Genomic DNA, 14301 nt, shown 5'->3' on the forward strand with positions numbered 1-14301 from the left:
CGCGGTCAGGGGGCGGCGCCCTCGCGGGTGAGGAGGTCGCGCTTGCGCGCGACGCCCCAGCGGTAGCCGGAGAGCGACCCGTCAGACCGGACCACCCGGTGGCAGGGTATCGCCACGGCGATGGGGTTCGCGCCGCAGGCCCGCGCCACGGCACGGGTCGCCGCCGGTGCGCCGATGGCGCGGGCGATCTCCGCATAGGTCGCGGTGGTGCCGATGGGGATCTTGCGCAGGGCGTCCCAGACCCGCTGCTGGAAGGCTGTGCCGCCGATATCGAGCGGCAGGTCGAGACCGCCCGAGGGGCGGGCCACGAACCCCACCACCTGCGCCATCCACGCCTCGAAGGCCGGGTCGCCGCCGGAGAGTTCGGCTTTCGGGAAACGGTCATGGAGGTCGCGGACGAGGATGTCGGGATCGTCCCCGAGCAGGATGGCGCAGAGTCCCTTGGCTGTCGCCGCCACCAGGATGGCGCCGAGGACGCATTGGCCGATGCCGAATCGGATCGCGACGCCGTCGCCGCCCCGGCGGTAGACGTTCGGGGCCATGCCGAGGCGGTCCGTCGCGTCCGCATAGAAGCGGCTCGGCGAGGCGTAGCCGGCCTCGTAGATCGCCTGCGTCACCGATTTGGCCTGGCTCAGGCCCGAGGCGAGGGAAACCGCGCGCCGCGCCGCCGCATAGGCCTTCGGCGTCACGCCGGTGACCGCCTTGAACACCCGGTGGAAATGGAACGGGCTGAGGCCGGCCGCCTCCGCCAGGGCGCCGAGGCCCGGCACCGTCTCGGATTCGTCGATGAGGCGGCAGGCGCGGGCGACGGCCTCCGTCCGGCGCGCGGCGAGGCTCGGCTCGTCGGGCCGGCAGCGTTTGCAGGCGCGAAAGCCGGCCGCCTCCGCCTCGGCGCAGGTGGCGTGAAAGCTCACATTCTCGGGTCGCGGCGCACGCGCCGCGCAGCTCGGCCGGCAATAGATTCCCGTGGTGCGCACCGCATAGACGAAGCGGCCGTCCGCAGTCCCGTCGCGGGCGGCGAGGGCGGCCCATCTCTCCGCGTCGCCGGCATGGGAAACGGAGAGGGCCTCCGGAGAGGAGGTGGATTCGCGGACGGACACGGGGGCGATCTCCTGATCGGGCGAGGCGTGCGCGGATGGGGCGCCGTCTCCTCCCGTCATCCTGGCCCGGAGCGCCGGGGATCGCATCCCGGTTCTTGCTCCGGCTTTCGCTCATCCGGTGTCAGGCGGTCCTCGGCGCGCCGACGGGGGCCGATTTCGCGCGCGTGCGGGTCTGGAACCGCGCGACCTTGCGGGCAACGAGCGCGAACAGCCCCGCGAGCGCCATCATGGCCGCATCGAACCAGAGGAAGCGCGGGTCGTGCCGCAGCAGGGCGCTTGGGCCGGGCGCGGCGGCGGCGGCGAGGTCCACCAGGGCCACGGCGAGGAACAGGGCGGCGGTGACGAGGGCCATCTCCCGCCAGGCGGCGCGGTGAGGCCGGAACAGCGGAACCACGGCCATCACGATCCAGGCCGCGAAGAAGGCCCGGACCTCCCAGTCGAGGCGGCCCTCGAGGCCGGGAGGGAGGATCCGGTTGGCGAGGAAATACACCGCAATTCCCGCCGGCAGGCCGATGACGGTGCCGATGTTGAGGGCCTGCACCACGCGAAGGCCCAGGAACGCGGTCTCGCCCGGTTTCGGCAGCCGGGCGACGGACCACAGGATCAGGCCGCTCGCCACCATGACGCATCCCATCAGGCCGCAGAGGAAGAACAGGATGCGCAGGGCCGGCCCGGCAAAATGGGCCTCGTGCAGGCCGACCATGGTGGTGAAGGTCTTGGCCGCCGGTTTCAGCCCGCCCTGCAGGATCTCGACGATCTCGCCGGTGGTGCCATCGAAGGCGATCTGCGGATGCTGGTGGGCGAGCCCGTGCGGCTCCTCGAAAATGGCGATCACGGTGGCCCCGGCATCGCCCGGATTGACGATGGACAGGCGCTCCAGCGGTTCGTGGATCGTCGCCACGGCACGGGCGACCATCGGGGCGATGGGTGCCAGGGTTCCGGGCCGGCCGAGGGGCGGGCGCTGCGTCGTGATCTGGGATGTCTCGGCGTAGAAGCGCGTCGCATCGCCCTTATACGCGGCGGTGACGCCCCAGGGCATGTACATCATCGCCAGGGTGACGATGCCCGTATAGGTGATCATCAGGTGGAACGGCAGTGCCAGCACGCCGGTGACGTTGTGCGCGTCGAGCCAGCCGCGCTGAGCCGACTTGTCCCGGCGCAGGGTGAAGAAATCGGCGAAGATCCGGCGATGGGTGACGATGCCGCTGATGAGCGCAACCAGCATCACCATCGCGCAGATGCCGACGATCCAGCGCCCCCAGAGCGGCGGCATGTGCAACTCGAAATGGAAGCGGTAGAGGAAGTCGCCGCCCCTCGTCATCCGGAAGGTCGCCGGTTCGCCGGTGTGCCCGTCGAGTTGGACGATGTTCGGTGGCGCCCCCGGCTTCGTCCGCCAGAACAGGTCGATGATCGGCCGGTCCGGCTGCGGCAGGCCGATGGACCAGGTCCGCGCGCCCACGGCATGGGCCTGGAGATGGGCGATCCCGATCTCCGCCGCGCGGGGCAGGTCGAGGGCGGTCTGCGCCGATTCCCGACGCAGTTCCGGCTGCATCCAGGACGTGATGTCGGTGCGGTAGTAGCTCGCCGTCCCGGTGACGAAGACGGCGAACAGCACCCAGCCGACCACGAGGCCGGACCAGGCGTGCAGCCAGGCCATGGATTGGCGAAGGCCGTTCTTCATGCCGCACATCCTCCAGGCATGTCGTTCTCGAGCGGTCTCGGCCGAGGCGCGGGCGGGCGCGAAGCCATGATCTACCAGCGATACCGGAGCGTCGCGAGCACGGTGCGCGGCGCGCCGTACCAGCACCAGGCCTGGAAGGCGCAGGATTGCACGTAGGTCTCGTCGAGGAGGTTCTGAGCGTTGACCTGCAACTGCACGCCCTTCAGGTTCGGCGACAGGTAGCTGAAGTCATAAGATGCCACGGCGTCGACGACGAGGTTCGCCGGCACCTTGATGCTGTTGGCGGCGTCGCCCTGCGAGCCCCCGAGATAGCGGAAGCCGCCACCGAAGCCGAGGCCGGCGAACAGTCCCGTGCGGACCTGGTAGTTGCCGAAGAGGGAGACCGTGGTGTCCGGCACCTGGATCGGGCGCAGGCCGATCACTTCGGGGCTTCCTCCGGAATTGATGGCGTCGATCAGGGAAAATCCGCCGATGACGGTCAGGTTCTCGGTGACGTTGGCCCGCGCTTCGAACTCGACGCCCTGAACGCTCACCTCGCCGGTCTGGACCGAAAAGTTCAGTCTGTTGGGGTCTGGAGTAAGCGAGTTCTGGCGCTTGATGTCGAAGGCGGCGGCTGTGAGCAGGATGTCGGTTCCCGGCGGCTGATACTTGACGCCGACCTCGAACTGCCGGCTCGTGACCGGGTCGGGCAGACGGCCGAAAGTCGGGTCACCGTTGTAGATCTGCCCGGAGACGAGGGGCTCGAAGGCCTCCGAATAGCTCACGTAAGGAGCGACGCCGCTATCGAAGAGGTAGAGCAGGCTCGCCCGACCGGTGAAGGCTTCGCTTGGCGCGTTCTGCTCGCTCACCAACTTGCCGGCCATATCTCTCGTCGGCCCGGTCTGGCTTGCCCAGTCGTACCGTCCGCCCAGCGTCAAGGTCAGGCGATCGACCTTGATCTGGTCCTGGAAGTAGATGCCGGTCTGCTGCGCGGTGATATCGGAATAGCCCGAGAAAGCCGGAAAGGGGATGTTGGGCAGCCCGTAGACCGGGTTGAGCAAGTCGAGGCTCTGGGGAACGGGCGGGAACGGGGTGCTGAACGTCTTGGTGTAGAGCGTCTGGTGATCGAGCCCGACGAGGACGGTATGGGCGACCGGGCCGGTGTCGAAATTGGCCACGAGGTTGTTGTCGTTGGTGAAAGCGTCGATGGCCACGTTGGTGCCGCCGGCGGCCCGTCCGAGGAAGCGACCGCCCCAGGCGAGGTTGTTCGTGGTGGCGTCGTAGAGGCTGCGGTAATCGCCGAGGGTGCGCAGGAAGCGCCCCGACGAGTGGACGCGGATTCCTTCGTCGAAACGATGATCGAAGATGTAGGTCGCGGAGGCCTGCGTCCGGTCCGAGCGCTCGATATTCGGGTCGCCGTCATAGAAGTTGCGCGGCAGGCGTCCGAGCGGTCCGTTGGCGACGCCGAAATTCGACGGGAACAGCGTCCCCTTGGCGGGCAGGGCGCCGTAATAGCCGGAATAAGGGTCGCGCTGGTACAGGCCGATGACCGTCAGCGAGGTGTCGGCGGACGGGCGCCACGTCACGCTTGGGTTGATGAAGCTGCGCTCGATGGAGGTGGTCTTGGCCGGCCCGTCGGCGTTCCAGCCCGCCGCGATGATGCGGTAGGCGAACTGGTCCGCGAGGACGCTGTGGCCCTCGATCGGGCCGCCGACATCGACGCCGCCGCGCACGGTGTTGTAATCGCCGCCCTGGATGAAGATCTCGCCGTGGCGGACGAAGGACGGAACCTTGCTGACGAGGTTGACGATGCCGCCCGGACCCGACTGCCCGTAGAGGACCGAGGCCGGCCCCTTGATGATGTCCACGCGCTCCAGCCGGAACGGATCGACGGACGGGCCGGCGTCACGGTTGCCAGGTAGGCGCATGCCGTCGAGGAAGAGCGGGGCCTGGAAGCCGCGGATCAGGAACTGCTCGAGGCGGGTCGAGCCGGAGCCGCCGCGTTGCTCGGTGGTCACGCTCGGCGTGTAACGCAGGGCCTGATTGACGGTGAGCGCGTTCTGATCCTCGATCTGCTTGCGGGAAATGACAGAAATCGACTGGGCGGTTTCGAGAATAGGGGTGTCCGTCTTGGTTCCGACGACGCTTCGCGTTGCAGTATAGCCTCTCACCGGGCCGACGGGGCCGCCGGCATCCGCGCCCGATGCATTCGGACGTCCACCGGCGCCATCGACCGACAAAGTATCGAGGGTCACCGCGTGGTCCGCGCCCTGCGCCGAGACCTGCGCCGAGACCTGCGCCATGACGGGTTTCGACAGAACCGCCAGGACGGCCACGCTCGACAGCATGGCAAGGAGGACACGACCGCGAACGGACGAGACCGCGGCTTGGCCGCGATGATTGAGCGAGAGTTGATGCAAGGCGGAACCCAATTTGCCAGGACTTGATGAGTTCAGAGGCGTTACAAAGAACGACTGATCTCTAATTCGTGTTCTGCATTCTTCTGGCGAAGAAGGTAATATGCACGCAAGTGCTATCTTCTGTAATTAGTATGGATCTAAAGTACGATTTTATACTTTCAGTGGTACTGAGTCGTCTGCCCCGGTGAAGTGATTTTCGATCCTGATCGAGGCTCTGCGCTCTGCTTCGGCTGGCTTGTGGGACCAACCGCGGATTGCGTGTCCGGACGGCCGTCCCCGATTCGGTGATGAAGCGGGATCGCCGTTTCGATGTGGATCGTGACCGTCGTGCAACATTCCCGTATCGCTGCCCTGGTGTCGGCCTCCACGTACGAGCGAGCCTGAATTTTAATCCTTGGTATATTGTATGCCTTGAATTTTGATGCATGATGGCTGGAGCGACGCCACGCATCACCAAGCAAGAATGGATTCAGGGATGGCACCAATGAATACCGCGACGGAACGTCAGGACCCGCCGTCGGCCAAATGGCGGCAACTCGCCTTCGGCGTCCTCTGCATGGCGATGATCGCCAACCTGCAATATGGCTGGACCCTCTTCGTCGATCCCATCGACGCCAAGTTCCATTGGGGCCGGGCGGCGATCCAGTTCGCCTTCACGATCTTCGTCGCCACCGAGACTTGGCTGGTGCCGGTGGAGGCCTGGTTCGTCGACCGCTACGGCCCGCGCATCGTGGTGTGTTTCGGCGGCGTGATGATCGCGCTCGCCTGGCTCATCAACTCCCAGGCCTCGTCCCTGTGGATGCTCTACGGCGCGGCGGTGGTGGGCGGCATCGGGGCTGGGTCGGTCTACGGCACCTGCGTCGGCAACGCCCTGAAATGGTTTCCGCATCGGCGCGGCCTCGCGGCCGGCGCCACGGCGGCCGGCTTCGGTGCCGGCGCCGCGGTGACGGTGGTGCCGATCGCCAAGATGATCGCCAGCAGCGGCTACCAGGACGCCTTCCTGTATTTCGGCCTCGGCCAGGGCGCCATCGTGGTCCTGCTGTCGTTCCTGCTGCGCAAGCCCTCCGTCGCGGTGCCGATGCAGCGCAAGAGCCTGCGCCTGCCCCAGACCAAGGTCGACCGCACACCGCGCGAGGCGGTGCGCACCCCCGTCTTCTGGGTGATGTACGCGATCTTCGTGATGGTGGCCTCGGGCGGCCTGATGGCGGCGGCGCAGATCGCGCCCATCGCCCATGACTTCAAGGTCGCCGACGTGCCCGTCAGCCTGTTCGGCCTGCAGATGGCGGCTCTCACCTTCGCCATCTCGCTCGACCGGATCTTCGACGGGTTCGGGCGTCCGTTCTTCGGTTTCGTCTCGGATACGATCGGGCGCGAGAACACGATGTTCATCGCCTTCGCGACGGCCGCCGCCGCGATCGTCCTGCTCCTCGGCTACGGCACCAACCCGCTGGTCTTCGTCTTCTCCACGGCGATCTATTTCGGCGTCTTCGGCGAGATCTACTCGCTGTTCCCGGCCACCTGCGGCGACACGTTCGGCTCCACCTTCGCCACCACCAATGCCGGCCTGCTCTACACCGCCAAGGGAACGGCCTCGTTCCTCGTGCCGGTGGCGAGCGTCATTTCGGCAACCTACGGCTGGTCGGCGGTGTTCTCGATCATCATCGGGCTGAACGTGGCGGCGGCGGCCCTGGCGATGTTCGTGCTCCGTCCGATGCGGGCGCGCTACCTCGCGCAAGGCCCGGCGGCCGCTCCGGACACGATGGAGAAATCCGGCCCCGCCCGCCTCGCACGGACATCCGTCTGATCCGTCCGGATCGCGTCACCGGTCCGGCCTCAGCAGACCCGGCCCCCGGGGAGGGGCCGGGACTATCCCCCGACCCTTCGAGGACCGTCATGCACCTTCCCGCCATCCTGGCGCTCCAGACCGTTCCCTTTGCCGGCCTGATACTGGCCGGCAAAGAGGACAGGGACCTGTTCACGGTCGTCTATATCGCGGTCCTCGGGCTCATCCTGGCCCTCGACATCCTGCTCGGCGGCACTTCTGAGATTGCCGCGGCCTTCGGAGGCGGGGTCCGATAGGGACACCCGCGCCCGGTCTCACTCCGGAACGCCGCTCCGAGTAGATGGGCGACGATCCGCGTTCCATTCCTGTCGGGTCAGGCGGCGCGGATGGTCGAGAGGAAGCGCGAGACCTCCGCGCCGAGATGCTCGGACTGGCGCGACAGTTCGGAGGCGGCGGACAATACCTGTCCGGCCGCCATCCCGGTCTCCTCCGAGGCCTGCGCCACACCGGCGATATTGCCGGTCACCTCGTTGGTGCCCGCCGATGCCTGGGCGACGTTGCGCACGATCTCCTGCGTCGCCGCCCCCTGCTGCTCCACCGCGGCGGCGATCGAGGCCGCCATGTCGTCGATCTCGCGGATCCGCCCGGTGATGCCGCCGATCGCCATCACGGCCTGAGCGGTGACGCCCTGCACCTCGCCGATCTGGCGGCCGATTTCCTCGGTCGCCTTGGCGGTCTGGGCGGCGAGGGCCTTCACCTCGCTCGCCACCACCGCGAAGCCCCGTCCCGCCACGCCGGCACGCGCCGCCTCGATCGTGGCATTGAGCGCCAGCAGGTTGGTCTGGCTGGCGATGGTCGAGATCATGCCCACCATGTCGCCGATCCGGGCCGACGTGGTTTGCAGGGCCTGGACCAGATGCACGGTCTGGTCGGCCTCGCCCACGGCCGATTGAGCGAGCATGGCCGAGCCGGACACCTGGCGACCGATCTCCTGCACCGACGAGCCCAATTCCTCAGCCGCCGCCGCGACCGTGTTGACGTTGGTGGCGGCCTCCTCGGCGGCCGCCGCGACGGTGGAGGACTGGGCCGCCGTCTCGTTGGCGCTGGCGGTCATCTGCTGGGCAGTGGCCTGGAGTTCGGTGGCCGATGAGGACACGGTCCCGACGATACCGCCGACGGCACGCTCGAAGCCGTCCGCCAACTCGATCATCGTGCGCTTGCGCTCGGCCGCCGCAGCCTCGTCCGCCCGGCGCTTGATCTCGAATTCCTCGGCGGCCTTGCGGGCGACCATGGCCTTGATGCCCTCGACGGCCTTGCCGACGGCGCCGATCTCGTCACCACGGGCGGCCTCCTTGATCTCCGCATCGATCTCACCCCGGGCCATGCGCTGAAGAACGCTGACGAGGTTGCCGAGCGGGCGGATGACATGCGCGATGATCGTATAGACACCGTACGCAATGGTCACGGCGGCCAGACCGAGCGCGGCCAGCAAGGTGAGCCGCGTCCAACCGGACGTCGCCTCGGAGCGCTGGTATTCCGCCTCCGCCTCATGCACCTGCAGCGTGGCCAGTTTCGTCAGTATCGGGTTGGTGGCCTGCAGGCCTTTCAGCAAGTCCACATGCGTCGTCTCGAATTCCGAACCGCCCCCGGCAGCGATGCGCTTGAGGATCTCGGCCATGATGACGGCGTTCCCGTCGATCCGCCCCTGCAGATCCTTGGCGAGGATCTCCTCTTCCGGTGTGAGGTAGGTCGCCAGATAGGCCGACCATTGCGTGGTGATGTTCGAGAGGTCTCGCTCGATCTTCTCCCTGGCCTGGGCCGGGTCGATCTGCCGGCCGCGCAACGCGCGCGAGATGTTGGTCAGGTCGTCATAGGAATCCCGGATGACGATGAATTGCCGGAGGGGGATGACACGATCGTCGAAGGTGGTTTTGAGGCTTTGGTGACTCCAATGCAAAGCAAGGTTAGCGATGCCCGACGTCGCGAGGAGAACTAGCCCGATACAAGCCAGAAGTGCTACAAGCCTCAGCTTGATCGTCATCTTCATTGTGAATGCTTTCAAATTATGCAGATTGGGTGTCGCGGATCCACAAATTGGTCCACAGCATCATTCAAGACGCTCAAACTCTATGCAAATTGCTTATAATCTTCTAAAAACGCTCGTTCAGGCGATGAACAATAAGTGTTCTGCGTCAATTTGGCGTCATGGGAAAACGGGCGGCGGCACAGCCTGACGCCGTCTACCCGTGAGCCTTCGACAACGGGTTCGGCGCGACATCGGCCCCGCTCGCAGGCGTCCGGCAACGAGCGAGCCCGAGGCGGTGTGCCGATCTCGCTCAGTTGGGCTGGTAGGTGTGCTCGTCCGCCGGGAAGCGGCCGGCGCGGACCTCTTCGGCATAGGCCTCCACGGCGCCCTCGATCTGCCCGCGCAGGGAGCCGAAGCGCTTGACGAATTTCGGCACCCTGTCGCTCAGGCCCAGCATGTCTTCGAGGACGAGGATCTGGCCGTCGCAGGCGGTGGAGGCGCCGATGCCGATGGTCACCGTGGTGATGGAGGGGGTCGTGGCGATGGCGCGAGCCACCGGCTCGACGATGCCCTCGAGCACGATGGCGAAGGCGCCCGCGTCGCTGATCGCCTGGGCGTCCTGCATCAGCTTGCGCTCGCCGTCCTCGCCGCGTCCCTGCACGCGGAACCCGCCCATCGTGTTCACGGATTGGGGGGTGAGGCCGATATGGCCCATCACCGGGATGCCCCGTTCCACCAGGAAGCTGACCGTCTCGGCGAAACGGGCGCCGCCCTCCATCTTGATCGCGCCGGCGCCGGTCTCCTTCAGCACGCGGGCGGCGCTCATGAAGGCCTGCTGCGGGCTCGCCTCGTAGGAGCCGAACGGCATGTCCACCACGATGAGAGCCCTGGAGGTGCCGCGGATCACGGCCTGGGCCTGGACGATCATCATCTCCAGGGTCACCGGCAGGGTCGTCTCCATCCCGTGCATGACCATGCCGAGGGAATCGCCCACCAGGATGAAGTCGCAATGGGGATCGAGGATGCTGGCGGTGTGGGCGTGGTAGGCCGTCAGCGCGATGATCTTGGCGCCTTCGGCCTTGCGCTTGGCGAGGTCGACAGCGCGGATGCGGCGTGACTGAACGACTTGCGACATCGATCTCAACCCGGTTCGCCGGCGGCGCGAAGGCCGGGGGCATGTCGGGGATGTCTATACGCTCGGAATGCCGAAATCACGCGCCGAGATGACGGTCGCGGGCGAGTGTATGCAAAGAATTCGGAGAGGCTGACTGATCTTATGCTGACGACGTGGCGATGGCGTCGCCTGTCGTCGCAACCCTTGCCGGGCGTTTCCTCCCTAGACGTCGGGCCGTCTCCGGTGGCTTTATTCTGCCACAATCGGAGCCGTGTCAACGGGTGACTTTAGTCCATAAGCCCCTGATGGTGCTGAATTCGTCGGCACATCGCGGTCTTCCGCATCGGGGTGCGTGGTATACCTCAGAAACGGGTGGTCAGGGCGGTCAGCCAGTCCGGTGAGGCCGTCACGAGGGCCGTCTCGAGACGCTTGTCGAGCCCCGTCAGAATCGCGAGCCCGGTGAGCACGAGGACGAGTCCGAGCGCGGCCTTGAGGCCCGTGCCGGCCCGCATCATCCGCGCCCGCCACGCCATCAGCACCCGTCGCGACAGCAGGCCGAGGCCGAGCAGGGGCAGGGCCGCGCCGAGGCCGAAGACCAGCATGGTGAGGGCGACCTGCGCCAGGTCCTTTCCCTGCGCGGCGAGGAGGGACGCGGCGCCCAGGGTCGGCCCTACGCAGGGGCTCCACACCGCCCCGAGCAGAAGGCCGACGGTGAACTGGCCCGTGAGGCCGGTGGTCGCGATGCCCCCGAAGCGTCGCTCCAGCCGGTCGCTCAACGGGCCGGCGGCGGCGGCGAGGCGGGTCTGGAACGCGGGTACGATGAGGACCGCGCCGACGATGACGAGGAGGATGGCCGCCACCGGGCGGAGGACGTCGCCATCGATCCCGAGGCTGAATCCCACCGTCGCCACGAACAGGCCGAGCGCCACGAAGGACAGGGCGAGCCCGCCCGCCAGGGCCGCCGGCCCGAAACGGTGCTCCGAAGCCGCCGCACCGAGGACGATGGGAAGCAGCGGCAGCACGCAGGGGGACAGGATGGTGAGCAGGCCGGCGAGGAAGGCGAGGCCGAGCGAGGCATTCATGGAAGGGACGTGTTCATGACAGGGATGCCCGCTGGATTCCCGGCGCCGCTCTAAAGGGCCTTCTCCACCAGCGCCTCGATCCATTCGGCCTGCGTCTCGCCCACGGAGCGGCCGACCTCCTCGCGTCCCTTGAAGACGATGAGCGTGCTCTGCATGCGGGCATCGAACCGGCGCATGAGCGCCTTCTGCGTGTCGAAGTCGATCTCGTAGACCGCCAGATCCTTGAAGCGCGGCTGTTCGGAGAGAGCCTTCAGGAGTGGCCGCTGCGCCTTGCAGATCGGGCACCACGGGGCCGTCACCTCCACGATGACCGGCCGGCCGGCGCCTTGAGCGGCGGCGAAGGCCGCCTCGTCGAACGGTTCGGCCGCCGAGGCACCGTAGGGGGCGGCGGCGAGGAGAGCCGTCGTGAGGAGGAGGGCGCGACGGCTGATCATCGGGACTGTCTCGACAGTGAGGTGTGCGCGGCGTGAGGAACCGGCCTCGCTACCGAGGCCGGTTCCTCACGCCCGTCTTTATCGCTGCGGCTCGCCGGCGGGCGTCTACCTTTGTGCCTCGCCGGCGGGCTTTTATCTTTGTGCCTCGCCGGCGGGCTTGGCGGCCCAGGCGGCATCGACCTTCAGGATCGTGGTGTCGTGCCTGTCCTGCCAGCCCTCGACCCCGTCGGCGAACCAGTAGACGCGGGTATAGCCGTTCTGGATGAGGCGCTTGCCGGCATTCCAGCTCCCCCAGCATTCGGGATGGCAGAAGGTCACCACCGGTTTCGTCTTGTCGCCGCCGGTGAGGTCGGCGACGCGGGCGAGGAACTGCGCCTCGCGCTCCGGAGCCATGGGCGCCGCGCCGGCGCCGGGCATCCAGACGCTGCCGGGAATCGAGCGGTGGGCGGGCAGCCACGGCCGGTCGGTGGGGAAGCCCACCGGCTTCTGGTCGGCCATGGCCACGTCGATCATCACCGGTTTCTCGGCGGCGACCAGCCTGTCCAGGGCGTCGATATCGACCACCGTCGCCCCCGTCAGGGTCTTGGGGGTGTAGGCCTTCGGCGGCCCGGTCCAGAACCCATCGGGCTCCGGCACGTTCACGGGCGAATCGGCGGGGCTCGCCGCCCAGGCCGGTGCTCCCGACAGAGCGGCGAGGGCGATGGCTGCGATTCCGATCGACCGAATCATGCGCGGCATCCTCATCGTCAGTTGCTCGGGGTCGGCGTGTTGAAGCTGTGTTCCCAGCGGCCCTGCTGGTTGTCCGTGGCCACCACCTTGATCGGACCCTTGGCGTCGGGCGCGAGGGCGAAATTGATCACCGGGTTCGACGCGATGGAGATGTCGCCGTTCATGGAGAAGACGAGCTTGCCGTTCGAGGAGACGTCGAGCGTGTTGATGTAGCGGGCCGGCGTGTAATCGCGGGTGACCTGGTTCATCTGCATCCCGCTGAAATTCGGGTGACGGACCATCAGCGTCGCCTCCGTGGGCTTGCCCTGGCCGCCCTCGGCGAACTTCATCTTCATGTCGCCGGCTCCCTTCAGGGCCTCCTCGTCGCTCATCCCCATGGGAGCGGAACAGCCGCCCGAGGCTTTGACGAACTTCACGGCCTCGTAGAGCTTGCCGTCCTTGGTTTCGGCCACGGCATGGACGTTGGTGTAGTTGTTGATCCGCACCCGGAGTTTCACCTCACTCGGGTCGGCGGCGGGGCCGAAGGTGATGTGGGCGGCATAGGGCGAGGGATTGTCGTCGATGATGAGATGAACGGCGGCGATCCTGTCCTTCTCCGGCATCATCAGGGTGATCGGCACCAGGGAGGCGTCGAGGGCGCGCGGCGGGGCGTCGACCTTGATGAGCGCGTCGGTCGGCTCGATCGTGCGGTCGCCGAAGATGGATTTGGCGATGTCCCGCCAGCGCTCCAGCCGCTCCGTATCGGTGTCGCTGGAGCCGGCGGCGAGGGCGGAGCCGCCCATCAGCATGGCGGCGGACAGGCACAGGGCGGCGGTGAAGGACCGCTTGGTCGCGGAGATCGGTGTCGGCGCGTGGGTGGTCATGGCGTCTCTCCTCGTCGTGATGATGTGGCGTTGGCTCATTCCCACTCAAGCTCCTTGTAGGCCTGAGTGACGTTGCGGCCGTTATAGGTGTCGAACAGGACCCATTTCTCGCGCTCCGACCGGCCGATACTGTCGATCGCCTTGTCGATGGGTTGATCGGCGGCGATGGCCTTGCGGGTCTCGTCGCGGAGCATTGTGAGGTAGCGCGTCAGGTCGGCGAAGGCGGGCGCGGCATCGACCAGGGTCGGGCCATGGCCGGGCACGGCCTTCGTCGCCCCCAGTCCGGTCAGTGTCTCGACCTCCTTCAGCCAGCCCAGCAGGCTGCCGTCGAGGGACGGAATCCTCGTGACGAACAGGAGATCGGCCGGGAACAGGATGCCCGTCCGGGTATCGACCATGGAGAGGTCGCAATTGGTATGGGCGGTGCCGTGCGCCGTGAAGCGCAGGCTCCGTCCGCCGAGGTCGATCTCGGCCGTGTCGGCCACCTCCATCGTCGGGTAGACCACCGATCCGGCCCTTTCGGCCCCGAGGATCTCGACGAGGCGCGTCCTGTAGAAGTCGCCCCGCGAATCGAGGGCCGACCGCAGGGCGTGGTGGCCGATGAAGACCGGCTTGTCCTGCGCGAAGGCCTGCGCGCCGAAGCAATGGTCGGGATGGACATGGGTCAGCACCACGTGGCTCACCGGCTTCGACGTGCGTTTCCCGATCTCGGCGCGCAGCCATTCCCCATCGGCGAGGCTTCCGCCGGATTCGGTCACGAGCACGGAGTTTTCGCCGACGACGAAGCCGATATTGGCGATGGCGTCGCCGTTCTCAGGCGTCGCCTCGGCATCGAGGCCGCGCCGCATGAAGATGCCCGGCCCGACTTCCTCCATGGTGAAGGAGTCCGCCGCCCGGCCGATTCTCGGCACACAGCACAGGCACAGCCCGCCGAACAGAGCGGCACGGCGCGTGGCCAGGCTCCGCAGAGGCTGCGAAATCATGGCATATCCTGCGGCGATCGCCCGGCGAAGCGACCTTTCATGAATTATCCTCCCGTTTTTATGGCTACCATCTAGTAGGTAGATTTTTGCCGCCGTCAACGGCATAA

At 67.1% G+C, this 14301-nt stretch carries 12 protein-coding genes; 2 read left to right on the forward strand and 10 right to left on the reverse strand.

Annotated features, from left to right (window positions below):
• Positions 1–5 precede the first annotated feature (5 nt).
• The 3 genes from ada to ASF34_RS10520 form a co-directional block, all read right to left on the reverse strand.
• Positions 6–1160 (reverse strand): bifunctional DNA-binding transcriptional regulator/O6-methylguanine-DNA methyltransferase Ada, encoded by a 1155-nt coding sequence (gene ada / locus ASF34_RS10510; RefSeq protein ID WP_244478956.1) that lies wholly within the window; start codon positions 1158–1160, stop codon positions 6–8.
• Positions 1161–1221: 61 nt separating this feature from the next.
• Positions 1222–2781 (reverse strand): PepSY-associated TM helix domain-containing protein, encoded by a 1560-nt coding sequence (locus ASF34_RS10515; RefSeq protein WP_056160969.1) that lies wholly within the window; start codon positions 2779–2781, stop codon positions 1222–1224.
• A gap of 71 nt (positions 2782–2852) precedes the next feature.
• Complete coding sequence (locus ASF34_RS10520; RefSeq protein ID WP_443136531.1) at positions 2853–5108, reverse strand: TonB-dependent siderophore receptor; 2256 nt, start codon at positions 5106–5108, stop codon at positions 2853–2855.
• A gap of 556 nt (positions 5109–5664) precedes the next feature.
• Between ASF34_RS10520 and oxlT the strand changes: the two genes are divergently transcribed.
• On the forward strand, positions 5665–6984 hold the full coding sequence (gene oxlT / locus ASF34_RS10525) for an oxalate/formate MFS antiporter (protein WP_056160974.1): 1320 nt from the start codon (positions 5665–5667) through the stop codon (positions 6982–6984).
• A gap of 89 nt (positions 6985–7073) precedes the next feature.
• A complete protein-coding gene (locus tag ASF34_RS10530; protein WP_056160976.1) occupies positions 7074–7259 on the forward strand; it encodes a hypothetical protein in 186 nt (61 codons plus the stop codon).
• A gap of 77 nt (positions 7260–7336) precedes the next feature.
• Here the strand turns inward: ASF34_RS10530 and ASF34_RS10535 are convergent, their stop codons facing one another.
• The 7 genes from ASF34_RS10535 to ASF34_RS10565 form a co-directional block, all read right to left on the reverse strand.
• A complete protein-coding gene (locus tag ASF34_RS10535) occupies positions 7337–9010 on the reverse strand; it encodes a methyl-accepting chemotaxis protein (RefSeq protein ID WP_056160977.1) in 1674 nt (557 codons plus the stop codon).
• Positions 9011–9299: 289 nt separating this feature from the next.
• The gene (panB, locus tag ASF34_RS10540; protein ID WP_018041911.1) at positions 9300–10124 is read right to left on the reverse strand and encodes a 3-methyl-2-oxobutanoate hydroxymethyltransferase; all 825 of its coding nucleotides are present in this window, start codon (positions 10122–10124) and stop codon (positions 9300–9302) included.
• A 341-nt stretch (positions 10125–10465) separates the two neighbouring features.
• Positions 10466–11185 (reverse strand): cytochrome c biogenesis CcdA family protein, encoded by a 720-nt coding sequence (locus ASF34_RS10545; RefSeq protein WP_056160980.1) that lies wholly within the window; start codon positions 11183–11185, stop codon positions 10466–10468.
• A gap of 50 nt (positions 11186–11235) precedes the next feature.
• Positions 11236–11619, reverse strand: a complete 384-nt coding sequence (locus ASF34_RS10550) for a thioredoxin family protein (RefSeq protein WP_018041913.1) — start codon at positions 11617–11619, stop codon at positions 11236–11238.
• Positions 11620–11751: 132 nt separating this feature from the next.
• Positions 11752–12357 carry a rhodanese-like domain-containing protein gene (locus ASF34_RS10555; RefSeq protein ID WP_200913247.1) on the reverse strand — a complete coding sequence of 202 codons (606 nt, stop codon included), beginning with the start codon at positions 12355–12357 and terminating at the stop codon, positions 11752–11754.
• Between the two features lie 8 nt (positions 12358–12365).
• Positions 12366–13211, reverse strand: coding sequence for a quinoprotein dehydrogenase-associated SoxYZ-like carrier (locus ASF34_RS10560; protein WP_056160982.1), 846 nt, complete (start codon positions 13209–13211; stop codon positions 12366–12368).
• A gap of 35 nt (positions 13212–13246) precedes the next feature.
• Positions 13247–14194, reverse strand: a complete 948-nt coding sequence (locus tag ASF34_RS10565; RefSeq protein WP_200913249.1) for a quinoprotein relay system zinc metallohydrolase 2 — start codon at positions 14192–14194, stop codon at positions 13247–13249.
• Between the last annotated feature and the right edge of the window lie 107 nt (positions 14195–14301).

This window comes from Methylobacterium sp. Leaf106, assembly GCF_001422895.1.
GTDB classification, from domain to species: Bacteria; Pseudomonadota; Alphaproteobacteria; order Rhizobiales; family Beijerinckiaceae; genus Methylobacterium; species Methylobacterium bullatum.